The sequence below is a fragment of the Natronomonas sp. genome, from assembly GCF_028274965.1.
Classification (GTDB): Archaea; Halobacteriota; Halobacteria; order Halobacteriales; family Haloarculaceae; genus Natronomonas.
Genome location: NZ_JAQCNO010000028.1, coordinates 1 through 25,625 on the forward strand (window position 1 = coordinate 1; position 25,625 = coordinate 25,625).

The 25,625-nt window shown below is 68.1% G+C and carries 27 protein-coding genes and 2 pseudogenes; 23 read left to right on the forward strand and 6 right to left on the reverse strand.

Annotation, left to right across the window (positions count from 1 at the left end; translation table 11 throughout):
- Window positions 1-59: 59 nt before the first annotated feature.
- Window positions 60-230, reverse strand: a pseudogene (locus tag Q0916_RS04335) (gamma carbonic anhydrase family protein); the annotation flags it as partial.
- 141 nt (window positions 231-371) lie between these two features.
- On the opposite strand from Q0916_RS04335, the gene Q0916_RS04340 reads away from it, so the two are divergent.
- From Q0916_RS04340 to Q0916_RS04375, 8 genes are all read left to right on the forward strand, one after another.
- Window positions 372-1,571 (forward strand): LeuA family protein, encoded by a 1,200-nt coding sequence (locus Q0916_RS04340; RefSeq protein WP_299234897.1) that lies wholly within the window; start codon window positions 372-374, stop codon window positions 1,569-1,571.
- 319 nt (window positions 1,572-1,890) lie between these two features.
- On the forward strand, window positions 1,891-3,639 hold the full coding sequence (ilvB, locus tag Q0916_RS04345; protein ID WP_299234900.1) for a biosynthetic-type acetolactate synthase large subunit: 1,749 nt from the start codon (window positions 1,891-1,893) through the stop codon (window positions 3,637-3,639).
- Window positions 3,636-4,268: an acetolactate synthase small subunit gene (ilvN, locus tag Q0916_RS04350; protein WP_299234903.1), complete on the forward strand. Its 633-nt coding sequence runs from the start codon at window positions 3,636-3,638 to the stop codon at window positions 4,266-4,268. Before ilvB ends, ilvN begins: the two co-directional genes overlap by 4 nt.
- A 6-nt stretch (window positions 4,269-4,274) precedes the next feature.
- Window positions 4,275-5,273, forward strand: coding sequence for a ketol-acid reductoisomerase (ilvC, locus tag Q0916_RS04355; protein ID WP_299234906.1), 999 nt, complete (start codon window positions 4,275-4,277; stop codon window positions 5,271-5,273).
- A gap of 2 nt (window positions 5,274-5,275) precedes the next feature.
- Window positions 5,276-5,548, forward strand: coding sequence for a hypothetical protein (locus Q0916_RS04360; protein ID WP_299234909.1), 273 nt, complete (start codon window positions 5,276-5,278; stop codon window positions 5,546-5,548).
- Window positions 5,545-7,011, forward strand: coding sequence for a 3-isopropylmalate dehydratase large subunit (gene leuC, locus Q0916_RS04365; RefSeq protein ID WP_299234912.1), 1,467 nt, complete (start codon window positions 5,545-5,547; stop codon window positions 7,009-7,011). The genes Q0916_RS04360 and leuC overlap by 4 nt, the downstream gene beginning before the upstream one ends.
- Window positions 7,011-7,613, forward strand: a complete 603-nt coding sequence (locus Q0916_RS04370) for a 3-isopropylmalate dehydratase small subunit (protein ID WP_299234915.1) — start codon at window positions 7,011-7,013, stop codon at window positions 7,611-7,613. Before leuC ends, Q0916_RS04370 begins: the two co-directional genes overlap by 1 nt.
- A gap of 82 nt (window positions 7,614-7,695) precedes the next feature.
- On the forward strand, window positions 7,696-8,676 hold the full coding sequence (locus tag Q0916_RS04375; RefSeq protein WP_299234917.1) for an isocitrate/isopropylmalate dehydrogenase family protein: 981 nt from the start codon (window positions 7,696-7,698) through the stop codon (window positions 8,674-8,676).
- Here Q0916_RS04375 and Q0916_RS04380 read toward each other — a convergent pair whose 3' ends face one another.
- From Q0916_RS04380 to Q0916_RS04390, 3 genes are all read right to left on the reverse strand, one after another.
- Complete coding sequence (locus Q0916_RS04380; RefSeq protein WP_299234920.1) at window positions 8,677-9,129, reverse strand: DUF5799 family protein; 453 nt, start codon at window positions 9,127-9,129, stop codon at window positions 8,677-8,679.
- A gap of 130 nt (window positions 9,130-9,259) precedes the next feature.
- Window positions 9,260-9,664: an OsmC family protein gene (locus tag Q0916_RS04385; RefSeq protein WP_299234922.1), complete on the reverse strand. Its 405-nt coding sequence runs from the start codon at window positions 9,662-9,664 to the stop codon at window positions 9,260-9,262.
- Between the two features lie 61 nt (window positions 9,665-9,725).
- On the reverse strand, window positions 9,726-10,451 hold the full coding sequence (locus Q0916_RS04390) for a metal-dependent hydrolase (protein WP_299234924.1): 726 nt from the start codon (window positions 10,449-10,451) through the stop codon (window positions 9,726-9,728).
- Between the two features lie 159 nt (window positions 10,452-10,610).
- Between Q0916_RS04390 and Q0916_RS12185 the strand changes: the two are divergent.
- The 3 genes and pseudogenes from Q0916_RS12185 to Q0916_RS04400 all read left to right on the forward strand — a co-directional run.
- Window positions 10,611-10,733, forward strand: a pseudogene (locus Q0916_RS12185) (RNA-guided endonuclease TnpB family protein); the annotation flags it as partial.
- 73 nt (window positions 10,734-10,806) lie between these two features.
- Complete coding sequence (locus Q0916_RS04395; protein WP_299234927.1) at window positions 10,807-11,256, forward strand: GNAT family N-acetyltransferase; 450 nt, start codon at window positions 10,807-10,809, stop codon at window positions 11,254-11,256.
- A 64-nt stretch (window positions 11,257-11,320) separates the two neighbouring features.
- Window positions 11,321-12,085: a fumarylacetoacetate hydrolase family protein gene (locus Q0916_RS04400; RefSeq protein ID WP_299234929.1), complete on the forward strand. Its 765-nt coding sequence runs from the start codon at window positions 11,321-11,323 to the stop codon at window positions 12,083-12,085.
- 47 nt (window positions 12,086-12,132) lie between these two features.
- Here the strand turns inward: Q0916_RS04400 and Q0916_RS04405 are convergent, their stop codons facing one another.
- Both Q0916_RS04405 and mobA read right to left on the reverse strand, forming a co-directional pair.
- Window positions 12,133-12,591, reverse strand: coding sequence for a transporter (locus Q0916_RS04405; RefSeq protein ID WP_299234932.1), 459 nt, complete (start codon window positions 12,589-12,591; stop codon window positions 12,133-12,135).
- A gap of 30 nt (window positions 12,592-12,621) precedes the next feature.
- Window positions 12,622-13,248 carry a molybdenum cofactor guanylyltransferase gene (gene mobA / locus Q0916_RS04410; protein ID WP_299234934.1) on the reverse strand — a complete coding sequence of 209 codons (627 nt, stop codon included), beginning with the start codon at window positions 13,246-13,248 and terminating at the stop codon, window positions 12,622-12,624.
- 95 nt (window positions 13,249-13,343) lie between these two features.
- Here mobA and hisC point away from each other — a divergent pair, with 95 nt between their 5' ends.
- The 12 genes from hisC (at window position 13,344) to Q0916_RS04470 (ending at window position 25,550) form a co-directional block, all read left to right on the forward strand.
- The gene (gene hisC, locus Q0916_RS04415) at window positions 13,344-14,411 is read left to right on the forward strand and encodes a histidinol-phosphate transaminase (protein WP_299234937.1); all 1,068 of its coding nucleotides are present in this window, start codon (window positions 13,344-13,346) and stop codon (window positions 14,409-14,411) included.
- Window positions 14,408-14,914: an adenylate kinase family protein gene (locus Q0916_RS04420; RefSeq protein WP_299234940.1), complete on the forward strand. Its 507-nt coding sequence runs from the start codon at window positions 14,408-14,410 to the stop codon at window positions 14,912-14,914. Before hisC ends, Q0916_RS04420 begins: the two co-directional genes overlap by 4 nt.
- A 1-nt stretch (window position 14,915) precedes the next feature.
- Window positions 14,916-15,557 carry a CDP-alcohol phosphatidyltransferase family protein gene (locus tag Q0916_RS04425; protein WP_299234943.1) on the forward strand — a complete coding sequence of 214 codons (642 nt, stop codon included), beginning with the start codon at window positions 14,916-14,918 and terminating at the stop codon, window positions 15,555-15,557.
- Window positions 15,558-15,610: 53 nt separating this feature from the next.
- Window positions 15,611-16,135, forward strand: a complete 525-nt coding sequence (locus Q0916_RS04430) for a multiprotein bridging factor aMBF1 (protein WP_299234946.1) — start codon at window positions 15,611-15,613, stop codon at window positions 16,133-16,135.
- A gap of 80 nt (window positions 16,136-16,215) precedes the next feature.
- Window positions 16,216-17,079 (forward strand): hypothetical protein, encoded by an 864-nt coding sequence (locus Q0916_RS04435; RefSeq protein WP_299234949.1) that lies wholly within the window; start codon window positions 16,216-16,218, stop codon window positions 17,077-17,079.
- Window positions 17,076-17,303 (forward strand): DUF7385 family protein, encoded by a 228-nt coding sequence (locus Q0916_RS04440; protein WP_299234952.1) that lies wholly within the window; start codon window positions 17,076-17,078, stop codon window positions 17,301-17,303. Before Q0916_RS04435 ends, Q0916_RS04440 begins: the two co-directional genes overlap by 4 nt.
- Window positions 17,304-17,627: 324 nt before the next feature.
- A complete protein-coding gene (locus tag Q0916_RS04445; protein WP_299234954.1) occupies window positions 17,628-19,367 on the forward strand; it encodes a FlaD/FlaE family flagellar protein in 1,740 nt (579 codons plus the stop codon).
- 3 nt (window positions 19,368-19,370) lie between these two features.
- Window positions 19,371-20,129: an ATPase domain-containing protein gene (locus tag Q0916_RS04450; RefSeq protein ID WP_299234957.1), complete on the forward strand. Its 759-nt coding sequence runs from the start codon at window positions 19,371-19,373 to the stop codon at window positions 20,127-20,129.
- Window positions 20,130-20,131: 2 nt separating this feature from the next.
- The gene (locus Q0916_RS04455; protein ID WP_299234959.1) at window positions 20,132-21,805 is read left to right on the forward strand and encodes a type II/IV secretion system ATPase subunit; all 1,674 of its coding nucleotides are present in this window, start codon (window positions 20,132-20,134) and stop codon (window positions 21,803-21,805) included.
- A 3-nt stretch (window positions 21,806-21,808) separates the two neighbouring features.
- Window positions 21,809-23,536: an archaellar assembly protein FlaJ gene (gene flaJ / locus Q0916_RS04460; RefSeq protein ID WP_299234961.1), complete on the forward strand. Its 1,728-nt coding sequence runs from the start codon at window positions 21,809-21,811 to the stop codon at window positions 23,534-23,536.
- Window positions 23,533-24,411, forward strand: coding sequence for a CheF family chemotaxis protein (locus tag Q0916_RS04465; protein WP_299234962.1), 879 nt, complete (start codon window positions 23,533-23,535; stop codon window positions 24,409-24,411). Before flaJ ends, Q0916_RS04465 begins: the two co-directional genes overlap by 4 nt.
- 143 nt (window positions 24,412-24,554) lie before the next feature.
- On the forward strand, window positions 24,555-25,550 hold the full coding sequence (locus tag Q0916_RS04470; RefSeq protein WP_299234964.1) for a ring-cleaving dioxygenase: 996 nt from the start codon (window positions 24,555-24,557) through the stop codon (window positions 25,548-25,550).
- Window positions 25,551-25,625: the final 75 nt, after the last annotated feature.

The window sequence follows — 25,625 nt, forward strand, 5'->3', positions numbered from 1 at the left end:
TGGCCGACGGTCGCGTACGGGCCGATCTCGACGCGTTCGTGGACGACCGCGTTGTCCTAGACGTTGGCCCCCTCGGCGAGTTCGATCGCCCCGTGGTCGCCGCGGAGCGTCGCGTTCGGCCAGACGCTCGCCTCGGGGCCGACCGTCACGTCGCCGATGACGACCGCGGTCGGGTCGACGTACGCGCTGTCGTGGATCTCCGGGATCGTGCCGTCGAAGCTGCGTATCACGCCGGAGGGTTTCTCGCCGCCGGAATTAGATCACCGCGGGTCGGGAGATCCACCGACGGTGACCGGACGGTTCCGAGCGGCTACAGACAGATTTAAATACGCGGCACGTCCCCACTTTACTTGCAATGACACAGCACGAGGGTGCGTCGGCTTCGCCGGCGGATCGAGTTCTTCCAGGGCACACTAGATAGTACCTCAGAGATAAGTGAGGCCCGAATTTTCGACACAACGCTGCGCGACGGCGAACAGTCCCCCAGAACCTCGTTCTCCTACGAGGACAAACGCGAGATCGCGTCGCTGCTCGACGACATGGGCACCCATGTCATCGAGGCCGGCTTCCCGGTGAACTCCGAGGCGGAGTTCGAGGCCGTCCGGGACATCGCCGAAGCGACCGCCACCACGGTCTGTGGGCTCGCCCGCGTCGTGGACAAAGACATCGACGCCGCGTTGGATTCCGGCGTCGAGATGGTGCACGTGTTCGCGTCCACCAGCGACGTGCAACTGCAGGATTCGATGCACGCCACGCGCCAGGAGGCCCTCGAGCGCTCCGTCGAGGCCGTCGAGCGCGTCACGGACGCCGGCGCGAGTTGTATGTTCTCGCCGATGGACGCCACGCGCACGGACGAACAGTTCCTGATCGACGTCATCGAGGCCGTCTCCGAGGCGGGGACGGACTGGATCAACATCCCCGACACGGTCGGCGTCGCGACGCCGCGGCGGTTCTACGAGATGATCAACACCGTCTGTGCGCACACCGACGCGGACGTCGACGTGCACACGCACGACGACTTCGGGTTGGCGGCCGCGAACGCCCTGTCGGGGTACGAGGCGGGCGCGGCCCAATCGCAGGTCTCGGTCAACGGGATCGGCGAGCGGGCCGGCAACGCGGCCTACGAGGAGGTCGTCATGGCGCTGGAGTCGCTGTACGACGTGGACACGGGCGTCGATACGACCCGGATCACGGAGTTGGCCCGGATCGTTGAGGCCAAAAGCGACATCGCGGTGCCGGCGAACAAGCCGATCGTCGGCGATAACGCGTTCTCACACGAGTCCGGTATCCACGCCGCCGGCGTCATCGAGAACTCCGACACGTTCGAGCCCGGCGTGATGACGCCCGAGATGGTCGGTGCGACCCGGCAGTTGGTGTTGGGCAAACACACCGGGACCCACTCGGTACAGGAGCGACTCGAGGAGGCGGGCTTCGAGCCGACGGAGGCCGAGGTCCGGGAGGTAACCCGCATGGTCAAAGACCGCGGGGCGCAAAAGGAGGAGATCACCTTCGAGTTGCTCAAGGAGTTCGCCCGCGAGGTGGGCGTCCAACGCGAGGAGGTTCGGATCTGAGAATGCCCGTTTCGGGCGTTCATCCCCGGAGTGAGCCGCCGGTGCACCGTCCTCAGGCGGGCGTCGGCGCGCGAGCGACGGCGCGGAACGGGAACGTTTATTTTGCCCGACGGTACAGTACCGTCTATGACGACGGACGCGAGGGCCGAAACGGCGCGCGCGGACACCGTCGGCGTTGCGCTCGGTATCGTAGGGGCGTAGCCCCGATACCGACACCACACTCCTTCGAGGCGCGGATCGTACCGGACGCAGAGCAGCCCACAGGCAGAACAATGCACACAGGAAACGTCGACCGACGGCATCGAACGGGAGGAACAGCATGAGCGGAGAGCAGACGCAGGCGTCGAGCGAGACCGACATCGAGACCGAAACGGCGCCGAGAGAGGTCGAAACCGGGGCCGACGCGGTGGTTCGGTCCCTGGAGAACGCCGGCGTCGAGCACGTCTTCGGCGTCCAGGGCGGCGCGATCATGCCGGTGTACGACGCCCTGTACCACTCGGAGATCAGACACGTCACGATGGCCCACGAGCAGGGCGCGGCCCACGCCGCCGACGCCTACGGCATCGTCAGCGGCGATCCGGGCGTCTGCATGGCGACGTCGGGGCCCGGGGCGACGAACCTCGTTACGGGCATCGCCGACGCGAACATGGACTCGGACCCGGTCGTTGCGCTGACCGGACAGGTCCCGACGGAGTTCGTCGGCAACGACGCGTTCCAGGAAACCGACACCATCGGCGTGACGGGCCCGGTGACGAAGGCGAACGTGTTCGCCGACGACTCCGATACGGTCGGCACCGACGTCGGGACGGCGTTCGCGCTGGCCGATCGCGGCCGGCAGGGGCCGACCCTCGTCGATCTCCCGAAGGACGTGACGAACGGCGACACCGAAACGACCCCCGGCGTGCCGGAGCTTCCGGACACGTACGATCCCCCGGAGACAGCCGACGCGGAGGCGGTGTCGGCGGCGGCCGAGGAACTCGTCCGGGCCGACCGGCCGGCCATCCTCGCCGGCGGCGGCGTGATCAAGGCGGAGGCGAGCGAGGCGCTTCGCTCGTTCGCCAAGGAGCACGAGATCCCGGTCATCACGACGATGCCGGGGACGGGCGCGTTCCCGGAGGACCACGAGCTCTCCCTGGAGATCGCCGGCATGCACGGCACCGGCTACGCGAACATGGCGATCACGGTGACCGACTGCCTGCTTGCGGTCGGCACGCGCTTCGACGACCGGCTGACGGGCGGCGTCGAGACGTTCGCGCCGGACGCACAGATCATCCATGTCGACATCGATCCCGCCGAGATCTCGAAGAACATCGAGGCCGATCACCCGCTCGTCGGCGACGCGAAGGCGGTCCTCGGGCAGCTCGCCGACGCGATGCCCGGGTCGCCCTCAACGGACGCGTGGCTCAAGCAGTGTGAGACCTGGAAAGAGGAGTACCCGATGGAGTACGCCGCCCCGGAGGACGAGCCGGTCAAGCCGCAGTACCTCGTCGAGCGGTTCGACGAGGCGACCGACGACGACACGATCGTCACGACCGGCGTCGGCCAACACCAGATGTGGGCCTGGCAGTACTGGACCTGGAAGGTCCCCCGGACGTGGGTGACCTCGCACGGGCTGGGCGCGATGGGCTACGGGCTCCCGTCGGCGATCGGCGCGAAGTTCGCCGCCCCGGAGCGCGACGTCGTCTGTTTCGACGGCGACGGCTCCTTTCTGATGACGTGTCAGGGGCTGTCGGTCGCCGTTCGGGAGAACCTCGACATCACCGTCGTCGTCCTCAACAACGACGCGATCGGGATGGTGAGACAGTGGCAGGACGCCTTCTTCGGCGAGCGACACATGGCCTCGGAGTACCCGTGGGTCCCCGAGTTCGACACGCTCGCGGAGGCGTTCGGCGCCCGCGGGTTCCGGATCGACACCTACGACGAGGTTGACGAGGTCATCGAGGAAGCGATGGGCTACGACGGTCCGAGCGTCGTCGACGCGCACATCGACCCCGACGAGAACGTCTACCCGATGGTGCCGAGCGGCGGCGACAACGGGCTGTTCGCGCTGACGGAGGGCCAGCTATGAGCCGGCGCGAGGAGGTCCAACGACAGGGGCTGAAGGGCCCGAGCCCGGAAGAGCGACGCCGACCGATCGGCCGCCGCAACTCGCAGGGCATCCGGATCGACCCGGCGGTCGCGGCGGAGCCGGAGCCGCGGCGGACGACCATCTCGGCGTACGTCAAAAACGAGCCCGGCGTGCTCGCGGGGGTCTCGGGGCTGTTTCACCGGCGCCAGTTCAACATCGAGTCGCTGACCGTCGGGCCGACGCAAAACGAGGGGTACTCGCGGATCACCCTCGTCGTCGAGGAGCCGGACCCCGGCATCGACCAGATCAAAAAGCAGCTGAACAAGCTCGTTCCGGTCGTTCACGTCAGGGAGCTCGACTCGGACCCGGTCGCCTGCGAACTCGTAATCCTGAAGATAGACGGCGACGAACCGGACAAGGTGCAGGCGATCACCGAGATGTACGACGGTCGGACCCTCGATGCGGGCCCGGAGACGATCACGGTACAGATCACCGGCACCGAGGGCAAGATCGACGACGCGATCGACGCCTACGAGCAGTTCAACATCCGCGAGATCGCCCGGACCGGCCAGGCGGCGCTGGCGCGCGGCGCGGAGGAGACGGCGCGGGTCGACGAGAAACACACATAGCGAACAATGACCGAAGACGCAACAATATACTACGACGACGACGCGGACAGCACCGTACTCGACGACAGAACAGTGGCCGTACTCGGCTACGGAAGCCAGGGCCACGCCCACGCCCAGAACCTCGACGAGTCGGGCGTCGACGTGGTCGTCGGGCTCAAGGAGGGCTCCTCGTCGCGGGAGGCCGCGCGGTCGGACGGACTCGACGTGACGACGCCGCGGAACGCGGCCGAGCAGGCCGACATCGTGAGCGTGCTCGTTCCGGACACGGTCCAGCCGGACGTCTACGAGAACATCAAGGGCGTGCTCACCGAGGGCGACACCCTCCAGTTCGCCCACGGGTTCAACATCCACTACGGGCAGATCGAACCCGGCGAGGGCGTCGACGTGACGATGGTCGCGCCGAAGGCCCCGGGCCATCTCGTCCGCCGGAACTACGAGAACGACCAGGGGACGCCCGGCCTGCTCGCGGTGTATCGCGACGCGACCGGCGGGGCCCACGACACCGCCCTCGCCTACGCGAAGGCGATCGGCTGCACGCGGGCCGGCGTCGTCGAGACGACGTTCCGCGAGGAGACCGAGACCGACCTCTTCGGCGAGCAGGCGGTGCTCTGTGGCGGCATCACGTCGCTCGTCAAGACGGGCTACGAGACGCTCGTCGACGCGGGCTATAGCCCCGAGATGGCCTACTTCGAGTGTCTCAACGAGATGAAGCTCATCGTCGACCTGATGTACGAGGGCGGCAACATGGAGATGTGGAACTCCGTCTCCGACACCGCCGAGTACGGCGGGCTGACCCGGGGAGACCGCGTGATCGACGAGCACGCCCGCGAGCGGATGGAGGAGGTCCTCGAGGGCGTCCAAGACGGGACCTTCGCCCGCGAGTGGATCTCCGAAAACCAGGCCGGGCGGCCGAGTTACAGACAGCTCAGAAACGCCGAGCAGAACCACGAGATCGAGGACGTCGGGGCGGACCTCCGATCGCTGTTCGCGTGGGGTGAGGAGTGACGATGACCGAACGGCCGGACACGCTCGGCGACCTGAGCCACACCAACCCCTACACGGGGGCCGTCTTCGGCGACACGCAGACGTACGGCCGCGGGCGGACGGTCGCGGCCGACGGCGGCCGGGAGGCCCACGAGGAACCCGGCGGCGGGGCCGAAACGGACGGGGAGGCCCAATGGGAGTCCGAGACAGAGACAGAAACGCTCGCCGACGTCGAGCACGCCGGCGGGGACGGCAACGCCTCACAGCGGACGTTCGATCGCGGTGGCGGCCGATGAGCGACGGAACGCTGTACGACAAGGTCTGGGAGAAACACAAGGTGACGGAGCTGCCGAACGGGCAGGATCAGCTGTTCGTCGGGCTGCATCTCGTCCACGAGGTCACGAGCCCGCAGGCGTTCGGGATGCTCGAGGAGCGCGATCTCGACGTCGCCTTCCCCGATCGGACCTTCGCGACGACCGACCACGTCGTCCCGACGGAGGCCGACAAGCGACAGCGGCCGTTTCCGGACCGGGAGGCCGAGGAGATGCTCTCGGCGCTCGAACGCAACACCGCCGACAGCGGGATCACCTTCTTCGGGTTCGACTCGGGCAAACAGGGGATCACGCACGTCGTCGCGCCCGAACTCGGGCTCTCACAGCCTGGGATGACGGTCGCCTGCGGCGACAGCCACACCGCGACCCACGGCGCGTTCGGATCGATCGGGATCGGCATCGGGACCTCGCAGATCCGCGACGTCCTGGCGACCGGGTGTATCGCGGCTGACAAACAGAAGGTCCGGCGGATAAACGTCGAGGGAACCCTCGGCGAGGGCGTCTACGCGAAGGACGTCATCCTCAAGATCATCCAGGACCTCGGCGTCGACGGCGGCGTCGGGCACGTTTATGAGTACGGTGGCTCCGCGATCGACGCTCTCGACATGGAGGGCCGCCTCGCGGTCTGTAACATGTCGATCGAGGGCGGCGCCCGCGCGGGGTACATCAACCCCGATGAGACGACCTACGAGTACCTCCGCGGGCGGGAGTACGTCCCGGAGGGCGAGGCTTTCGAGGAGCGGAAGGCGTACTGGGAGTCGATCGCCTCGGACGCCGGCGCGGAGTACGACGACGTCGTCACCATCGACGCCGACGGGATCGACCCCCTCGTCACCTGGGGCATAAACCCCGGACAGGTCATCGAGATCGGCGACGCGGTCCCCTCGCCGGCGGACTTCGACGCCCGGACCGACAGGGAGGCCGCCGAGCGGGCACTCAAGCACATGGACATCGAACCCGGACAGTCCATGCTCGGGTACGACGTCGACGTGGCCTTCCTCGGCACCTGCACGAACGGTCGCGTGTCCGACTTCGAGGCGGCGGCCCGCGTCCTCGAGGGCAACACGATCGACGGCGACGTGCGCGCGCTCGCCGTCCCCGGGTCCGAGACCGTCCGCGCCGAGTGCGAGCGCCGCGGGATCGACGAGACGTTCATCAACGCCGGCTTCCAGTGGCGGCGCGCCGGCTGTTCGATGTGTCTCGCGATGAACGACGACGCGTTGGAGGGCGACGAGGTGTGCGCCTCCTCGTCGAACCGGAACTTCGTCGGCCGGCAGGGCTCGAAGGACGGCAGGACCGTCCTCATGAACCCCGCGATGGTCGCCGCCGCGGCGATCGAGGGGGCCGTGACGGACGCCCGCGAGTATCTCGACGACGACCCGACCGGCTCCGCCGGCGGCGTCGGCGACGGGGAGGTCGCGGACTGATGGCCGACGAACAGCACATCACCGAGGTCTCCGGCACCGGCGTTCCGATCCCGGGCGACGACATCGACACCGACCAGATCCTCCCGGCGCGGTTCATGAAGGAGGTCACCTTCGACAACATGGCCGACTACCTCTTTTATGACGCGCGGCGGGACGACGACGGCGAGCGCAACGAGCACCCGCTGAACCGCTTCGAGGGCGCGTCGATCGCGGTCGTCAACTCCAACTTCGGCTGTGGCTCCTCGCGGGAGCACGCGCCCCAGGCGATGATGCGGTGGGGCGTCGACGGCGTCGTCGGCGAGTCCTACGCCGAGATCTTCCGGGACAACTGCAAGTCGATCGGCATCCCGGCGGTGACGACGGACCACGAGACGGTGACGGAACTGCAGGCGTGGATCGAGGACAACCCCGACGGCGACGTCGAGATCGACGTCGAGGGCGAGACCGTCAGCTACGGCGGGCGGACGATCGACGTCGACATCACCGACGCGATGCAGGAGGCGCTCGTCGAGGGGATCTGGGACACGACGACGCTCATGTACTCGAACATGAGCAAAGTCGAGACGACCGCGGCGTCGCTGCCGTACGTCGAGAACGCCTGAGAGCGACGGCCGGATCGGGCGGCGCTGTGGCGTCGACGCGACACACCGACATGCTCTTTTCGGCTCCTCGCGGAGACGGGGTATGAGCGAGGAGATCGCGGTCATTCCAGGCGACGGGATCGGACGGGAAGTCGTGCCGGCGGCGCTCGAGGTCCTCGAGGCGCTGGATCTCGGCTTCGAGTTCCGGGAGGGGGTCGCGGGCGATCGCGTCCTCGAATCGCGAGGGGAGGCGCTTCCGGAGGAGACCTACGACCTCGCCGCGGAGGCGGACGCGACGCTTTTCGGGGCCGCCGGCGAGACGGCGGCCGACGTGATCCTCCCGCTTCGGGAGGCGGTCGGCTCCTTTGCGAACGTCCGTCCCGCTCGGGCGTACCCCGGCGTCGACTCGGTGCGACCGGAGACGGATCTCGTCTTCGTCCGGGAGAACACCGAGGGCGTCTACGCCGGCATCGAAAGCGAAATCGCCGACGGCGTCACGACGCTGACCCGCGTCATCACTGACTCGGCCTCCCGGAAGATCGCGGAGTTCGGGTTCGAGTACGCCGAGGCGAACGGCTACGACGACGTGACGGTCGCACACAAGGCGAACGTGATGCGGACGACCGACGGGCAGTTCCTCGACAGCGTCGCAACGGTCGCGGAGGCGGGCGGCTACGAGTACGACGAGGCGCTGATGGACGCGCTCGCGATGCATCTCGTGCTTCGCCCCGAATCGTACGGCGTCATCGTCTGTCCGAACCTCGCCGGCGACGTGCTGTCGGATCTGGCCGCCGGGCTCGTCGGCGGTCTCGGGCTGCTCCCGAGCGCCAACGTCGGCGAGGACAACGCCCTGTTCGAACCCGTCCACGGCTCGGCCCCGGACATCGCGGGCGAGGGGATCGCAAACCCCGCGGCGACCGTGCTTTCGGCGGCGATGTTGCTCGAGCATCTCGGGTACGACGCGGCCGCGGCGACGGTGCGAGATGCCGTCGAGACGGTCCTCGCGGAGGGGCCGCGGACGCCGGACCTCGGCGGCGACGCGTCGACGTCGGCGGTCACCGAGGCGATCGTTGAGCGGCTGTGATCACTCCTCGGCGGCCGTCCGCCTGACGTCCTCCCAGCGCCCGTCGGCCTCGAGGCTGGCCTGGAGCTCGTCGGCGTACGCCGAGACGAGCCGCTCGGCCTCCGAGAGCTTCTTCTCGTCGACCTCAGGGCCCGAGTCGCTGCCGTTTCCGAACCCGAGGGCGTCGACGATCCCGTCGAGGAGACCGCCGCCGGAGTCCGGGTCCCCGCCGGGGGTGCCCATCGGGCCCATCTCCGAGACCTTCTCGATCTCGGGCATCATCGACCGGAGTTCGGACGTGTCGGCGACGAGCGCCGCCGCCTCCTCCTTGTCGGGGTTTTCGATTTCGAACTCGATCGCCGTCATGATGAGCCCCCACTCCTGGCGGGAGAACTGCGAGTCGTCGATGCGGGGGGAGAACTCCTCGTCGACGGTCATCCGGTCGCCGACGATCATGTCCTGCCAGTCGGTCATAGAGGTAGTAGGGCCCCGGTGTTCTTATAGACCGGCGACCGGTCGGCGTCACAGGGGGCCGGGCAGTCGGAAAAACAGAGCCAGAGAGATGAAAAGGCGGGCGAACGCAGACGGGATCGCCCACACCGTCTCAGAACGCGTCGGCGGTGACCTCGATGTCGGCGTGCAGCGACTCCTTCATCGCGGCGTGGACGTGACAGATCTCCTCGCCGAGGTCGACGACGTCGGCGATCTCGTCGTCGCCGAGGTCGGCCTCGACGCGGAGGTGAAGCCGGATCGCCGAGAGGTCGTCGCTGTCGTCGAGGTCGGCTTCAGCCGTCGTTTCGATCCGGCCGAGATCGACGTCGAGCTGTCTGTCGGCCCCCGCCCGGCAGGCGAAGCCGAAACAGGAGGCGTAGTCCGCAACAAGCACCTCGTTCGGCGTCGGCCCGTCGGAGCCGGTCGCGTCGATGCTGAGCTCGAAGTCGCCGGCCCGACTGAGCGCGTGGTACTTCGCTTCGTTGACCGTCGTCGTCTCTATGTCCGGGTTGCTCATACGAGGGCGGTAGGCCCGCGGGCTACATAAAGAGACAGGGCGGTCGGCCGCGGCCGTCGCCCTACTCGAGGGTGAACGTCTCGTCGCCCTCGAGGACGACGGGGTCGGCCGCGGCCCCGGAGGCCGACAGCTCGCGCTCGAAGGTGTCGGTGTCGATCTCGATCGGCGGGAAGGAGTCGTAGTGCATGGGGGCGGCGTAGTCGGCCCCGACCCAGTCGGCGGCGATGGCCGCCTGTGCCGGCCCCATCGTGAAGTGATCACCGGCCGGAAGCGCGGCGAAATCGGGCTCCAAGAAGGGCCCGATGACCTCCCGCATCTCGACCATGAGGCTGGTGTCGCCGGCGTGATAGAAGGCGGTGCTGTCGGCGTCGGGTTCCTGCGTCGGCTTCGTCTCGGAAACGACGAACCCGGCGGGCATCCCCGCGGAGGTCTCATAGCCCGTCTCGATGCCGTTCGAGTGGTCGGCGCGGACCATCGTCACCCAGGCGTCGCCGCACTCGACGGTGCCGCCGAGGTTCATCCCCATGCCGCCGACGGCGTCCTCGAAGCCGTAGTGCTCCTCGGCGTAGGCGACGAGTTCCGGCGTCGCGGCCAGCGTCGCGTCGCTGAACGCGCCGGCGTGGGCAACGTGGTCCTCGTGGCCGTGCGTCAGGAGGACGTAGTCCGGGTCCTCGACGTCCTCTGGCTCGAGGTCCGTCTTGGGGTTCGCGAAGAACGGGTCGATGAGCAGGGCTGTCTCGTCGACGGTGACGTACCACGTTGAGTGGCCGTGCCAGGTGAGTTCCATGACGGGAGACGCTACGCCTGTCGGACTCTTAATTCTATTCAGGCGCTAACTCCATTTCCTCAAGGAGCAACGCAGGGAGCGAAGTGACCGAGTAGCGCAGTAGCGAGGGGATACAGCGCCGTTATCATCTCCCAGACACTCCGTGGCGGCCGGGCCACAGGCCCACGTCAATCAACGCCTGTAGAGACTGCGCTCCCTGCGGATACACCTGTATCTGCAAAGCGCGTCGTGGAAGCAGGAAGCCCCATCTTCGGCGAGCGAACCTCGTCAGCGGTGAGCGAGTGGGGTGGGGTAGTTCACTGTTGCGTGTCGATCGTCGGCGTTAGGGCCGAGCGGACCGACGGTCGGGGTACGCATGGAGATCGAACGGATCGACGGTAAGGGCGACGAGGACGGCGGCGGCGAGGGCGACGTCGCCGACGCGATGTCCGTCCGGCGGGCGGTGTTCGTCGACGAGCAGGGCGTCCCGGAGGACGTAGAGCGCGACGGCAAGGACGCCGAAGCGATCCACTTCGTCGCGTACGACGACGGGGATCCGATCGGGGCCGCACGCCTCCGGGAGGCCGAAGCCGGTGCGGCCAAGATCGAGCGGGTCGCCGTCCGCCCGGCGCGGCGCGGCGAGGGGATCGGACGGCGGCTGATGTCGGCCGCGGAGGACGCCGCGGCGCGCGAGGGGTACCGGCGGGTCGTCCTCCACGCGCAGGCGTCGGTCGTGGCGTTCTACCTGCGAATGGGCTACGAGACCGTCGGGGAGCGCTTCGAGGAGGCCGGGATCGACCACCAGCGGATGGAAAAGCCGCTCTGAGTCGGGCGCGACCGGGGGCGACGATCCGAGAAGCCTTATGATCGTACCCCGCGACGGTGGGACCATGCGACAGGTTCGATTCACCGATCCCGACGGCGACGTTCGGTACGGCGAGTGGACCGACGGCGGGACGATCCGGGCGGACCCAAAGCGGGAGGGCCGGGTCACCGACGAGGTGGCGACGTTCGATCCGTCCTCGGTCGACGTCCTCGCCCCCTGTGATCCCTCGAAGATCGTCTGTGTCGGGCTGAACTACGCGGATCACGCGGCCGAGCAGGGCGCGGACGTCCCCGACCGGCCGCTGTTGTTTCTCAAGACCCCGAACACGGTCGCGAGCCACGGGGCGACAGTCGAGTTGCCCCCCGGAAAGGAGCGGATCGAACACGAGGCCGAACTCGGCGTCGTGATCGCACGGCGGTGTCGGGACGTCCCGCGCTCGGAGGCAGAAGACGTCGTCGCGGGGTACACCTGCGTCAACGACGTCTCGAACCGCGACGACCAGCGCGTCGAGACGAACTGGGTCCGCGGGAAGTCCTTCGACGACGCCGCGCCGATCGGTCCGGTGATCGCGTCCCCGGAGGACGTTCCGGCCGACGCCGCGGTCCGGTGTCGCGTCAACGGCGACCTGCGACAGGACTCGACGCGCGATAAATTCATCTTCTCGGTCCCGGAGCTGATCGCCGAGATCACCTCGTATATGACCTTAGAGCCGGGCGATGTCGTCTCGACAGGGACGCCGGCGGGGGTCGGACCGCTCTCGGACGGCGACACCGTCGAGATCGAGATCGAGGGCGTCGGGACGCTCAGAAACGACGTCCGGATCGGGTAACCCGCGACCCCCGTCGGTTCGGGGCCGCGGCGGCTGCGCGGTCGCGATCAGAGGATCGTCGCCGGCGTCCCGAGCAGTCCGGCGACGACGAGCAGCCCGATCGAAAAGAGGACGCCGGCGTAGTAGAAGGGCCTCGCCTCCCGTGCCGGCTCGCGGATCTTGTCGTTCTCGACGCCCCGGGCGGCGCGTGCGCTCCCGATCTCGACGACGGCGGCGAGGCCGAACCAGAAGGCGAGCATCGTCAACACCAGATAGCCGCCGGTCGTGCCGGTCAGCGACGCCGGGTCGTACAGCGTCCCGGCGAGGTGCCCGCCGGTGAGAAACAACAGCAGCGCGCTGATCCGCGTCACCCACCGGAGCTTCGAGACGACGCGGCCGAACGCCGCCGGTCGGATGTCCCCGTCCATCGCGAGCGGCAGGACGGCCGAGGCGACGAACAGCACCGATCCGACCCAAAGCGCCGAAAGGCCCGTATGGACCGTGTAGATCGCGGTGTCTACGACCATACCGTACCGCCGCCCCGCCCGGACTTATAATCACGCACCGTCGCCGTCGGCCCGACAGCGCTCGATCGCCCACCGGAGGTCCGCGGGCGTGTCGACGCTCTCGAAGCTGTCGAGAGAGCCGTGATCAAGGAGGACAGCCCGGTCAACGACGGCGCGATCGAGCGAGGAGAGGTGATCGATGGTCCGCGGATCGGAGCCCTCGAGCGCGCGATCGCAGGCCTCGATCGTCGGCGCCCGCTCGTAGACGGCGTGTAGCGGTTCGAACCACGCGCTCGGACGCGGGACGGCCGCCTCGCGTCCGGCGGCCCGCTCGAAGAGATACGAGACGATGCCCGGATCGAGAAGCGGGAGGTCCGCGGCGACGACGGCGGCGTACTCCGTCGTGGCGGCTTCGAGCCCGGTCGAGATCCCCTCGAGTGCGCCCCGGTCCGGCTCGGAGGCCACCGCGAACGTCGGGTCGAGCCCAGCGAGGGCCTCCTCGATCGCCGGGCGCTGGTCGGCCCGGCAGTTGACGACCAACCGATCGGTGGCCCCGAGCAGGCGGTCGGCGACGCGTCTGACGAGCGGGGTGCCGGCGACGTCGGCGACGGTCGTTTCGGTCCCGCCCGTCCGCACCGACCGGCCGCCGGCGACGATAACCCCGGTTCGATCGCGCACACCGTGACGGTCCGTCGTCGCGGGCTTAATCCGTTCGGTCCGAGCGGCGTCGGCGGTTGAGCACGCTTAAGACGCGCGACGCGTTTAGTCCAGCCATGCAACCGCGGGACCTATCGAACCACACCGCCTACGAGGCCGGCCGGGGGATCGAGGAGGTCGCCCGGGAGTTGGGTCTCGATCCCGAGAGCCTCGTCAAGCTCTCCTCGAACGAGAACCCCTTCGGCCCCGCTCCGAAGGCGGTCGAGGCGATCCGGCGGCACGCGCCGTCGGTACACAGCTACCCGAAGTCATCGGCGGCCGATCTCAGAGAGCGCCTCGCCGGGGAGTTCGCCGTCGACGCCGGGCAGGTCTGGCTCGCCAACGGCGGCGACGGTGCGCTCGATTACCTCGCCCGGGCGACACTGCGCCCCGGCGACGGCGTGCTCGTCCCGACGCCGGGGTTCGCGTACTACGCGATGAGCGCGCGGTACCACCACGGCGTCGTCAACGAGTACCCTCTCCGGAAGTCCGAGGGGTTCGAACAGTCCCCCGAGGCGATCCTCGAGGCGTACGCCGGCGAGCGGATCGTCTACCTGACGACGCCGCACAACCCGACCGGAAGCGAGATCTCGCTCACCGGCATCAAGGCCGTCGCCGAGGGGACCGACGAGGAGACGCTCGTGCTCGTCGACGAGGCCTACGGGGAGTTCTCCGGGTCGCCGTCGGCGGTCGCGCTCACCGAGGAGCGCGACGACGTGGCCGTCCTTCGGACGTTCTCGAAGGCCTACGGGCTCGCGGGGCTGCGTCTCGGGTACGCCATCGTCCCCGGGGAGTGGGCCGACGCCTACGCCCGGATCAACACGCCGTTCGCCGCCTCCGAGATCGCCTGCCGGGCGGGGCTGGCCGCCCTCGACGACGAGGCCCACGTCGAGAAGACCGTCGAGACGGCGGCGTGGGCGCGGGAGTACGTCTACGAGACCCTGGCGTGTCCGAGTTGGGAGAGCGCCGGGAACTTCGTTCTCTGTGAGGTCGGCGACGGCGGCGACGTCGCGGCGGCCGCCCAGCGCGAGGGCGTCATCGTCCGGGACACGACCTCGTTCGGTCTCCCCGGGTGTATCCGGATCACCTGCGGGACGAGAGAGGGAACGAAGCGGGCCGTGGAGGTGCTCAACGGCCTCGTATGAGAGTCTGCGTGACCGGAACCCCGGGGACGGGCAAGACGACCGCCGTGGGGCGCGTCGGGACGGACCTCGAGGTGATCGCGCTGAACGACCTCGTCCACGACGCGGGGTTGATCGCCGGGACCGACGAGGAGCGAAACAGCGCGATCGCGGACATCGACGCCGTCGCGGCCCGCCTCTCCGGTCGGGACGGCGTCCTCGTCGAGTCCCACCTGGCACACCACCTCGAGGCCGACCGGGTCGTCGTGTTGCGCTGTCACCCCGAGGCGTTAACACGGCGCTTGGGCGGTCGGGGCGCGCCCGAGCGTGAGGCGGCCGAAAACGCCGAGGCGGAGGCCCTCGACGTGATCCTCTCGGAGGCCGTCGAGCGCCACGGACTCGATCGCGTCTACGAGATCGATACGACCGGACGGGACCCCGAGGCGGTCGCGGGCGACATCGAGGCGGTGCTCGACGGCGACCGGGACCCGACCGCCGGCGCCGTCGATTTCACGGGGTACCTATGACATGACGCTCGATCGCTTCAGGCCCGTCGCAGAGCGGATCCTCGAGCCCTTCGTGGGGATCGCCGACCGGATCGGACTGACCCCGGACGGCGTCAGCGTCATCGCGTTCGGGTTCGCCTCGCTCGCGGGGGTCGCCTACGCGCTCGCCGGCGTCGACGCGGTCGGGCCTGAGGTCGGACTCGGGGCGGGGCCGGCCCTGTATCTCGTCGGCGCGGTGTTCGTGCTCTGCAACGGGTGGATGGACCTCCTCGACGGCGCGCTCGCGCGCAGGCAGGGATCGGACTCCTCGGCCGGCGACCTGCTCGATCACGTCCTCGATCGCTACGCGGACATCGTCATCGTCGCGGGGCTCGCGGTCGGGACGGGCGCACACCTGATCGGTCTGGTGGCGGTGACGGGCGTGTTGATGACCTCCTATCTCGGAACCCAAGCGCAGGCGGTGGGGCTCGATCGGGTCTACGGCGGGGTTGTCGGCCGCGCCGACCGCCTCGCGATCATCGGTATCGTCACCGCCGTCGCGGCCGGCTACGGCGCGCCGGTCGGCGGGCGGCCGCTCGCCGTGTGGCTGTTGGTGTTTCTCGCCGTCGTCGGGCACCTGACCGCGCTCCAGCGGTTCTACTACTCGATGCGGGCGATCGACTGACCGCCGGGCGGGCCGGCGGAAAACCCTTTTGTCCCGCCCCGGTAACCTCACCTATGGTCCAGTGTGAGATGTGCGGTACCGAGACCGGGTCGCCGAAGACGGTCAAGATCGAGGGGGCCGAACTCGACGTGTGCGACGACTGCGCCGACTTCGGCACGGAGGTGAAAACGGACGAGACGTCCTCGACCTCGACGAAGTACTCCACGTCGTCGGGCTCGTCCGACTCGGGGTCCTCGGGCCGGTCCTCGGGGAGTTCCTCGAGCGGTGGCGGCAGCCGTCGGGACATGTTCGACGAGATGGACGAGGTGGCCCAGGACTACGACGACCGGATCAGAAGCGCCCGCGAGTCCGAGGGGCTCACACAGGAGGAACTCGCGGATCAGCTCAACGAGAAGGCGAGTCTCATCCGGAAACTGGAGCGCGGCGACGTGCTTCCGAGCGACACGATCCAGCGCAAGCTCGAACGCTCGCTCGGCATCGAACTCTCGATGGGTGGCTCGGGCGGCGACGACGAGTGGTCCGGCGGCTCCTCGACCGGCGGCACGACGCTCGGCGACGTCGTCAAGCGGAAGGACTGACCTCGAAACCGGCGGCCGCGGGGCGCTCGGCGCCCGAAACGACCCGAAACGCTTTGAAACGGCACCCGATATCTGCGGGTATGGCTACCGGGTCGTCGACCGACGGCGGAACGATCGGCCCCGATCGGTGGCCGTCGGTCCGCGAGGCCGGACGGGCGGCGCTCTCTGCGCTCGTCGCCGCGCCGGGCCGGAGCGCGGCGGTCCTGCTCGTCGCCGTTCCGTACGCCTGGCTCGGGTACTACGTCGTCGGGACGGTCACGGGCCGACACGGCGACGTCATCGTCGGCGGCGACTGGCTCACGCTCGTGTTCACGTCGTATGCGTTCCTGTCCGCCCTGGCGCTCGCCCACCGTATCCTCCGGGTCGGCCTGGAGGGCCTGACCGTGGAGTCGCTGTTGGACGTCGTCGTCTTGGTCTGGCTGACGGCGTTTTACTTCGTGTGGATGCTGGCGAGAGAGCCCGTCTCGGAGGCGACGACGGTCGCGGAGCTGTACGAGCCCCTCCTCGCCGGGGACCCCGGCGCCGTGCTGTGGGCGGCGACGGCGGTCGCGATCGGGGCGCTTGCCGCCGGGATCGTCGCGTTCCCGCGGGCCGGGAGCCGCCCGTTCAAGACGCGGTTTCGGACCGCGCTCGTGACGCTTCCCGGCGTCGTCACGGCCGCGGTCCTCCTGTTTCGGCCGGGCGTCGACTCGCTTCTGTGGCCGGCCGTGATCGGCGTGTTCCTCGGAACGCTCGTCGCCGGGGCGACCCGGATTCACGTGATCGCGACCGCGGTCGCAAAGGGGGCGTTCGCCGCGCTGTCGCTCTGCGTTTGGGCGATCGGCGCCCTCGGGTGGCTCGTGGTGTACCGGCGGCGGCCGCCGACCGGCGCCGTCGTTCTCGGACACGACCCCCAAAGCCACGCGGACCGAAACCCCGAGGATCGCCGGGGGGGCGGACAGTGACGGCGTTCGACCTCCGCGGCGAGCGACACCGCCTCAAACAGCTCACCGACGACGGCAACACCAAGCTCTTTACGAACAGGGACGGCGTCGAGTGCCCGGCCTGCCGGACGGCGTTCGAGCGGTTGTTCGTGACCGAGCGCGCGGCGACGTCGTTTCCGGAGAACGACGGCTCGCGGTTCTGTCTCCTCAACGAGTCCGACGCCGTGTACGTGTTCAGACACTGAGAGACGCGGCGGCAGGCGTCGGCTCGGCCGGGGGGATCGGGGCGGACCGGGGCGGTTCGGGGCGGTCCGAGAGCCGGTATAAACGCCGGGGATCGCGCCCGGATCGGCCGACCGAACGATCGGGAGAAAACCCGGATACTGCGGCCGTACTCGGCGGCGACTCTACCGGCGACACGAACGGTGAAATGCCCCAAACTTAATTAGCCGATCTCGGCGTACCGTGGAGTAACCCGACCACGGGCGGCGTCGGCGTTTCGCCGTCGGTCGCAAACGCTGTCGTCGGCCCGCCGGAGGCGAGCGGGGCCGCGACACGAGGCATATACAATGATCGACAATATACTCGGCGGAGACGATGACGAGGAACCGGACGAAAGCTCCACGGGTGGGGACATGGACGGCGGCCTCTTCGAGGGGGAGGAGGGAGGCGCTGGCGGCGATCTGGGCGGCGAGGACGATCTGATGGACGGTGGCGACGATCTGATGGACGGCGAGGACGACCTGATGGACGGCGACGACGGTATGACGTTCGACGACATGGAGGACGGCGGCAGCGCCACCTCCGCGGAGATGGACAACAGGATCGACGAACTCGAAAACGAGGTCGCGTCGCTGTCCTCGACGGTCAACACGGTCAAAAGCGAGAATGAGCAGATAAACGAAACGGTCGAGGAGGTCGAGGAGAACGTCAGAAAGCTTCTCGAAGTCTACGAGATGGTGACCCGCGGCGTGAACCCCTTCGTGGACGAAAACGAGATGGGGAACGCCTTCGGCGGTGGCGGTGGTGGCGGCGCTGGCGGCGGCGGCGCGGGCGACGGTGGTTCGATGAGCCTGTTCGGTGACGACGACGCGGAGTCCGAGGAGTCGGACGTCGACGACTCGATCGCCGACGCCGACGCCGACGAGTTCTTCGACGACGACTTCGACGCCGACGACGACCTCAATGGGGGGGGCGACGACTTCGCGGACTTCGACGACGAAATCGACGAGATCGACGACGACGGCGGCGAGGACGGCGATGGATTCGACGACTTCGACGACGGCGGTTTCGAGGACGGCGAGGACGGCTTCGCCGAGAACGGCGAGGACAGCTTCGGGGACGGCGATGAGTTCGACGACGAGATCGACGACGGCGGCGACGAGGGCGGCGGCGGGAAGTCCTTCGAGGAACTCAAAGCGGAGTACGAGTCCGGCGATGCCGACTGGGACGACGGCTCCGACGGGGACGGAGACGAAAGCGAGGCGTCGGCCGAGGACGGTGTGGCCGGGGTCGGAACCGACGGGGCGGACGGACCGATCGACGACGCGGCGGGCGTCGAGGCGGACCCGCTCGGCGACGAGTCGGGAGCGGGGATCGGTGGCGGCGGGGACGACACGATGAGCGGTGAGGACGACACGATGGACGGCGAGGGCTTCGACGGCGGTCTCGAGGAGGCGGCCAGCGCCGACGCGACGGAGCCGGCGGTCGCGGAGGCCGAAGCGAGCGGCGAGTCCGTGGGTGCCGTCGCGGGCGGCAAGCCGTACCTCGAACGGCTGCCCTCCGGGTACGCCGCCGACGTCGTCGTCATGGACTGGCTCGAGTTCCTCGTCGAGGAGGCGGGCATCGACGGGGCGGCGCGGACAATCGCGTACTACGAGGCCATCGAGTGGGTCGACGAGCCGGCCGCCGAGACGCTCCAGACGTTCCTGAACGGCTTCGGCGGCGACGTCGAGGCCGACCCCGAGCCCCGGTCGTCGCTGACCGTCAACCACCACAACACCAGCCTCCGGTTCATCAGTCGGATCGCGAACCCGGACATGGAGATGGTGTCGTTCGGCGAGGCGGGCGGCCGCAGGGAGCGACCCTCCGCCGACCGGGGCGGCCGTCGAAACGCTCACACCGGTCCAGCCGGGGCGACCCCCGAGAGCGCCCGGAGCGGTCCGGAGGCGAGATACCGCGGCATCGAGTCCGACGGCGGGCGCGAACCGCCGGCCGCCGGTGGCGGGGACGGCGATCGGGGGACCGAACCGGACGAGCACCGCCCGCGTGCGGGGAGCTTCGAGTGGAACGACGGAGGGATCGAGTAACGCATGCAGCGCAAACGCAACATCCGCTCGCTCGGCCTCGACGACCACGACCGACTGAACAAGGAGCTCGGCGGCGGGATCCCGCGGGGGAGTATCGTCCTCATGGAGGGCGACTACGGCGCCGGCAAGAGCGCGATCAGCCAGCGGATGGCCTACGGGTTCTGCCGGGAGGGAACAACGGTGAGTCTCCTGTCGACGGAACTGACCGTCAGCGGGTTCTTAGACCAGATGAACTCGCTGTCGTACGACGTCGTCGATCACCTGCTCGACGAGGAGCTTTTGTTTCTCCACGCCGACCTCGACACCGGCGGCGTCCTGTCGGGGGACAGCGAGGAGGACAGCCGCATGGACCTCCTGACCCGGCTGATGGACGCCGAAACGATGTGGACGGCCGACGCGATCATCATCGACACGTTCGACGCCATCCTCCGGAACGACCCGACATTCGAGTCGCTGATCAGGAAAAACGAGGAGCGCCAGGCGGCCCTCGAGATCATCTCGTTTTTCAGAGACATGATCTCGGAGGGGAAGATCATCATACTGACCGTCGACCCCTCCACCGTCGACGGCGACGCGATCGGCCCCTTCCGCGCGATCGCCGACGTGTTCATCGAGTTGGAGATGGTCGAGGTCGGCAACGACGTCCGCCGGCAGGTGAACGTCAAGCGGTTCGCGGGGATGGGCGAACAGGTCGGAGACACGATCGGGTTCTCCGTCCGGTCGGGGACCGGGATCGTGATCGAGAGCCGTAGCGTCGCCTGATCATGACTGAATTGGGAACCGCAAAGCCGTCCGACGAGCTCCGACAGGCCGCGGCCAAGCGGCCCCACCTCCAGGAGCACCTCAAGAAGTTCAAACAGATCACCGGGGAGTTCCCGCTTTTCATCGACAGCGCCGACGACGAGTACGAGACCGACTACCCGAACGTGCTCTACCCGGTCGGCGGCCCGATCTACTGTCACATCTACGGGGACGTCGGGCGGGACATGAAGTACTACGCGATCGAGCCGACGCTCTCGGAGAGCGAGGCCGAGATGTACGACCACATCAAAGACGAGCTGCTCCGCCGCAGCGTCAGCAAAAAGGCCCCGGAGAGCGAGGCCGAGTACGGCGATCGGATCGAGGAGCTGCTCTCGGAGTCGACGAAGATCAAAGGCGACGAGCCGGAGGACCTCTTCGAGCGGATCCGCTTCAAACTCGACCCGAACACCGAGGAGATCGCCCAGGGCACCTTCGAGGACATCCGCTACCGGCTGAACCGCGACATCGTCGGGCTCGGCCCGCTGGAGCCGGTGATGCGCGACCCGGCGAACGAGGACATCCACGTCATCGGGCCCGACGAGTGCTACGTCGACCACGAGGTCTACGGGATGTTGAAGACGACGGTGGACTTCGGGAGCGAGGACGAGTTCGACAACTGGCTGCGGAACATGGGCGAGCGGATCGGCGATCCGCTCAGCGACTCGGACCCGATCGTCGACTCGACGCTCCCCGACGGTTCCCGTCTGAACGTCATCTACAGCGACGACGTGAGCCTGAAGGGGCCGAGCCTGACGATCCGACAGGGGACAGAGGTCCCGCTGTCGATCAACCAGATCACGAAGTGGGGGACGCTGTCGCCCGAACTCGCGGCGTACCTGTGGCTCTGTTTGGAGAACGAGCGGACGGTGTTCGTCGTCGGCGAAACGGCGTCGGGAAAGACGACGACGCTCAACAGCATCATGTCGTTCATCCCCCGGGATTCGAAGATCTACACGGCCGAGGACACCGCCGAGGTGCTCCCGCCGCACGACACCTGGCAGCAGCTGCTCACCCGGGAGGGCGGCGGCGAGGACACCGAGGACGTCGACATGTTCAACCTCGTCGAGGCGGCGCTGCGCTCGCGGCCCGAGTACATCGTCGTCGGCGAGGTCCGCGGTGAAGAGGGGCGGATGGCGTTTCAGGCCGCACAGACCGGCCACCCGGTCATGCTGACGTTTCACGCCTCGGACATCGTCTCGATGATCCAGCGGTTCACGGGCGAACCGATCAACGTCCCAGAGACGTTCATGGACAACGCGGACGTGGCGCTGTTCCAGAACCGCGTCAAGCAGGGCGACGACGTGTTGCGTCGGGTGACGAGCGTCCAGGAGATCGAGGGGTACTCGAAGGAGATGGAAGGCGTCGTCACCCGGCAGGTGTTCTACTGGGACCCCGTCGAGGACGAGATCGTCTTTCAGGGCATGAACAACTCCTACGTGCTCGAAGAGCAGATCGCGGAGCTGCTCGGGTACCCGGACACGCGGAAGATCTACGACGACCTCCAGTACCGCGCGGACCTCATCGAGCGGATGATCCAAGAGGACATCCTCGGGTACCACGAGGTCAACGAGGCGATCGAGAACTTCCAGCGCGACGGGATCGAGGGGCTGCCGTTCACCATCACCAGGAGGGACTGACCGATGGGGGTCACCGGACGGACCGCACAGGCGACGCAGGCGATCGGGTCGGTGCTCGAGGCATACGACCGGATGGAGATGGACGCCAGGACGTACGTGCTGGCCGTCCTCGTTCCCACGACGGCGCTGTTTCTCGGGACGATCGTCCTCGCGCTCGTCTGGGAGACGCTGGACTTCGTTCGACTCCTCCTGCCGGTGTTGGGCGCGGTGTTTCTCGGGGTCGGGGTCGCATATCCGAAGGTGTCTCTCGATAGCCGCCGCATCGAGATGGAAAACCGGTTTCACCTGATGGTCACGCACATGACGGTGCTGTCGACGACCAACATCGACCGCGTGGAGGTATTCAGAAAGCTCGCCCAAGAGGAGGAGTACGGCGAGTTGACCGTCGAGAACAGCCGGGTCGTGCAGTTGGTCGACACCTGGAACCAGAGCCTCGACGACGCGCTCCGGCGTCGGGCGAAGTCGGTCCCGAGTGAGTCACTGACGGACCTGTTCGATCGGCTCGCGTACACCCTCGGGGCCGGCCAGGAGATGTCGGATTTCCTCTTCGAGGAGCAGGGCGTCATCATCGAGAACTACCGGACGATCTACCAGCAGTCGCTCGACAACCTCGACGTGATGAAGGACCTGTACCTCTCGATGGTGCTCTCGATGACGTTCGCGTTGGTGTTCGCCATCGTCCTCCCGATCCTGACGGGGACGAACCCGACGTTCACCGTCGGCGCGGTCATCGCGATGTTCGTCTTCGTCCAGATCGGGTTCTTCCTCGTCATCCGCGCCATCGTGCCGTACGATCCGGTCTGGTACCTCGAGGAGGGCTACCGGACGCGCTCGAAACAGCTCATCTTGGGCAGCACGATCGCCGGCGTCGTGCTGTTCGCGCTCATCACCCTCTCGATGCTTGCGAGCGCGTTCGGCGTGCCGCCGTTCGGGCTTCTCGTACCGCTCGGATCGATCCCGACGCCGCTGTATCTCGCGATCCCGACAGTGCCGTTTCTGTTTCCCGCCGTCGTGTTCCGCCGACAGGAGCGGGCGATAGTCGAGCGCGACGAGGAGTTCCCGAGTTTCATCCGCGCGCTGGGGGCAAGCGAGAGCGCGAAGCAATCGACGACCTCGACGGTGCTTCGGACGCTCCGGAAGAAGGACTTCGGCTCGCTGACCGGGACGATCGACTCGCTGTACCGGCGGCTCAACATGCGGCTCGACACCGAGAGCGCCTGGCGGTACTTCGCCGAGGACACGAAGTCCTACGTCATCCAGAAGTTCAGCGAGATGTACCTCATCGGCCGGGAGATGGGCGGGGAGCCGAAGCTGCTCGGGGAGCTGATAAGCGAGAACATGAACCAACTCGCACAGCTCCGCGAGCAGCGCCGACAGGTGACGGTGACGCTCGTCGGCCTGCTGTACGGCATCAGCGCCGCGTCCACGTTCGCCTTTTTCACCGGCCTGGAGATCGCGATCATCATGTCCGGCTTCGAGATCGACATCAGCGGCGGCGTCGAGTTCGGAACGCTCATCCACACCGACATGTACAACGTGCCCTTGCTCCGCTATCTCCTGCTGTTGGTGCTTTTGTTCAACGCGGTGATCTCGTCGCTGACGATCCGGACCGCCGACGGCGGCCACTACGGGAACGCGCTGTTGCACTTCGTGGTTCTGATCTGGGTCGGCTGTCTGACCGCCGTTGCGACCGAGACGTTGATTAACACGCTACTGGATGTGGACCTATGAGCGACGAACAGGCCGTCGCGGACTTCGTCGGCCGGTTCGCACGGAACCCCGATACGGGCGGCAACGGCGAGCCGGCGGAGGGCCGGATCGTGATGAGCCAGCGGCGCCTCGTCGTCGCCGGCGACGACGAGCGGCTCACGATTTCGCTTTCGGACGTCGTCGACGTCGTCGTCGGGAGCGTTCCGCCGCACCTCCGTGATCTGTTCGACAGCACGGTAACGATCGGGTACCGATCGGGCGACACCGTCGAGACGGTCCTCGTAGAGGCCGACGAGGGGACCGTCTCGAAGTTCCGGACCGTCCTGTTCCGGTGTCTGCTCGGCGGGACGAAAGCACGGATCAAACACCCCGCACGCGTCGGCGGCCGGGTGACGGACGAGCCGGTCAGGAAGGCGAAGCTCACGATCGAACCCGAGCGGGTGCTGTTCCGCACCGGGGCCGGGACCGACCGCATCGACATCACGAGCGTCATCGAGTTCCAGCGGGTCGAGCAGTCGATCGGCGAGTCGACCGGGCCGACGCTTCTCGTCAAGCACGCCGACGAGGGGCAGGTGTCGACGTCGCTCGTCGCGCCGCTGTCGGCGCGGCGGCTGAACCTCCTCGGGCGGTTCCTCCGGATCGAGTACAGCGAACTGCTCGAGGAGGTCGGAGAGATCGGCCTCACGGAGTCACAGAAGCGGCTCCTGGTGACAATCTACGCCACGGGCGGCGACATCGACTTCGGCAGCGTCCTCAGCGGCGACGCCGCCCGGGCCACGAACGTGCTCAACGCGCTCCGGGAGAAGGGCCTGATCAGAGAGGACGAGGACGCGATATCGCTCACCTCGAGCGGGCAGATAATCGTCAGCCAGCGGCTCGAGGACGTCAACATCTGACCGGCGCCCTCACAGCCGCAGGCGTTGCCGGCCGCTCCGGTCCGTCGGGTCCGCTCCGTGCGCCCGATCCGAGTGGTCCGAGCGACGCCCGGTAACACCGGTGTCAGCGCGTATTCAAGTCCCTCTGGCCCGTAGGGACGGTAATGTCAACGCCACCACCGACGCCCGGCATCCACCACGTCACGTGCATCACGAACGACCCGCAGGGGAACCTCGATTTCTGGATCGAGACCCTCGGGCTCCGGCTCGTCAAGCGGTCGGTCAACCAGGACGATCCCGGGACGTATCACTTCTTTTTCGCCGACGCGGAGGGGACGCCCGGGACGAGCATGACCTTCTTCCCGTGGGAGGACCTCTCGCGCGGGAAGGTCGGCTCCGGACAGGTCAGCCGGACGGCCTTCCGGGTGCCGGAGGGCAGCCTCGGGTACTGGGAGGAACGCTTCGAGGAACACGGCGTCGAGTACGGCGACCGCCTCGAGCGCTTCGGGGAGACCGTCCTCCCCTTCGAGGACCCCGGGGGGCTCCCGGTGGAGCTGGTCGAAGTCGAGGTGGACGAGGAGGACCCGACGGTCCCGTGGACGGCGTTCGTCCCCGAGTCGGCCGCGATCCGGGGGTTCCACTCGGTGACGCTCTGGCTCGGCGATCCCGACCCGACGCAGGATCTCCTCCGGACGATGGGCTTCGAGGAGGTCGGCACCGAGCGGGCGGAGGGCGACACCCCCGGCGACGAGCGGACCCGGTTTGCGGCCGCCGGCCCGGTCGGCGCCTACGTCGACGTGTTGCCGACGATCGAGGGCGGCCGGCAGGGCTCGGGGACGGTTCATCACGTCGCCTTCCAGACGCCGACCGACGAGGATCAGGCGGCGATGCGGGAGGCCGTCCGGTCGGCCGGGCTCCGCCCGACGGAGCAGATCGACCGCCACTGGTTCCGCTCCGTGTACTTCCGGGAGTTCGGCGGCGTGCTCTTCGAGTTGGCGACGAACGGCCCGGGCTACGACAGCGACGAGCCGCTCGAGGACCTCGGCGGACGGCTCGTCCTCCCGGGGGAGTTCGAGGCCCGCCGCGAGGAGATCGAGCGATCGCTGCCCGACGTCGCGGTGCCGAGCCCCGAACAGTCGGCGGCCGGCGCGGACGACTGAGAGGCCGGTCGTCGGCCGCCGGGCCTCGGCCCTCGACCATCGGCCACCGCCCCCGACCGTCGAGCTGACGGGGAC

What these genes read in the sequence shown, in the direction of transcription:
- ilvB (WP_299234900.1), top strand. Translation starts at nt 1,891, where the DNA reads ATGAGCGGAGAGCAGACGCAGGCGTCGAGCGAGACCGACATCGAGACC.
- ilvN (WP_299234903.1), top strand. Translation starts at nt 3,636, where the DNA reads ATGAGCCGGCGCGAGGAGGTCCAACGACAGGGGCTGAAGGGCCCGAGC.
- ilvC (WP_299234906.1), top strand. Translation starts at nt 4,275, where the DNA reads ATGACCGAAGACGCAACAATATACTACGACGACGACGCGGACAGCACC.
- Q0916_RS04360 (WP_299234909.1), top strand. Translation starts at nt 5,276, where the DNA reads ATGACCGAACGGCCGGACACGCTCGGCGACCTGAGCCACACCAACCCC.
- leuC (WP_299234912.1), top strand. Translation starts at nt 5,545, where the DNA reads ATGAGCGACGGAACGCTGTACGACAAGGTCTGGGAGAAACACAAGGTG.
- Q0916_RS04370 (WP_299234915.1), top strand. Translation starts at nt 7,011, where the DNA reads ATGGCCGACGAACAGCACATCACCGAGGTCTCCGGCACCGGCGTTCCG.
- Q0916_RS04375 (WP_299234917.1), top strand. Translation starts at nt 7,696, where the DNA reads ATGAGCGAGGAGATCGCGGTCATTCCAGGCGACGGGATCGGACGGGAA.
- Q0916_RS04380 (WP_299234920.1), bottom strand. Translation starts at nt 9,129, where the DNA reads ATGACCGACTGGCAGGACATGATCGTCGGCGACCGGATGACCGTCGAC.
- Q0916_RS04385 (WP_299234922.1), bottom strand. Translation starts at nt 9,664, where the DNA reads ATGAGCAACCCGGACATAGAGACGACGACGGTCAACGAAGCGAAGTAC.
- Q0916_RS04390 (WP_299234924.1), bottom strand. Translation starts at nt 10,451, where the DNA reads ATGGAACTCACCTGGCACGGCCACTCAACGTGGTACGTCACCGTCGAC.
- Q0916_RS04395 (WP_299234927.1), top strand. Translation starts at nt 10,807, where the DNA reads ATGGAGATCGAACGGATCGACGGTAAGGGCGACGAGGACGGCGGCGGC.
- Q0916_RS04400 (WP_299234929.1), top strand. Translation starts at nt 11,321, where the DNA reads ATGCGACAGGTTCGATTCACCGATCCCGACGGCGACGTTCGGTACGGC.
- Q0916_RS04405 (WP_299234932.1), bottom strand. Translation starts at nt 12,591, where the DNA reads ATGGTCGTAGACACCGCGATCTACACGGTCCATACGGGCCTTTCGGCG.
- hisC (WP_299234937.1), top strand. Translation starts at nt 13,344, where the DNA reads ATGCAACCGCGGGACCTATCGAACCACACCGCCTACGAGGCCGGCCGG.
- Q0916_RS04420 (WP_299234940.1), top strand. Translation starts at nt 14,408, where the DNA reads ATGAGAGTCTGCGTGACCGGAACCCCGGGGACGGGCAAGACGACCGCC.
- Q0916_RS04425 (WP_299234943.1), top strand. Translation starts at nt 14,916, where the DNA reads ATGACGCTCGATCGCTTCAGGCCCGTCGCAGAGCGGATCCTCGAGCCC.
- Q0916_RS04430 (WP_299234946.1), top strand. Translation starts at nt 15,611, where the DNA reads ATGGTCCAGTGTGAGATGTGCGGTACCGAGACCGGGTCGCCGAAGACG.
- Q0916_RS04435 (WP_299234949.1), top strand. Translation starts at nt 16,216, where the DNA reads ATGGCTACCGGGTCGTCGACCGACGGCGGAACGATCGGCCCCGATCGG.
- Q0916_RS04445 (WP_299234954.1), top strand. Translation starts at nt 17,628, where the DNA reads ATGATCGACAATATACTCGGCGGAGACGATGACGAGGAACCGGACGAA.
- Q0916_RS04450 (WP_299234957.1), top strand. Translation starts at nt 19,371, where the DNA reads ATGCAGCGCAAACGCAACATCCGCTCGCTCGGCCTCGACGACCACGAC.
- Q0916_RS04455 (WP_299234959.1), top strand. Translation starts at nt 20,132, where the DNA reads ATGACTGAATTGGGAACCGCAAAGCCGTCCGACGAGCTCCGACAGGCC.
- flaJ (WP_299234961.1), top strand. Translation starts at nt 21,809, where the DNA reads ATGGGGGTCACCGGACGGACCGCACAGGCGACGCAGGCGATCGGGTCG.
- Q0916_RS04465 (WP_299234962.1), top strand. Translation starts at nt 23,533, where the DNA reads ATGAGCGACGAACAGGCCGTCGCGGACTTCGTCGGCCGGTTCGCACGG.
- Q0916_RS04470 (WP_299234964.1), top strand. Translation starts at nt 24,555, where the DNA reads ATGTCAACGCCACCACCGACGCCCGGCATCCACCACGTCACGTGCATC.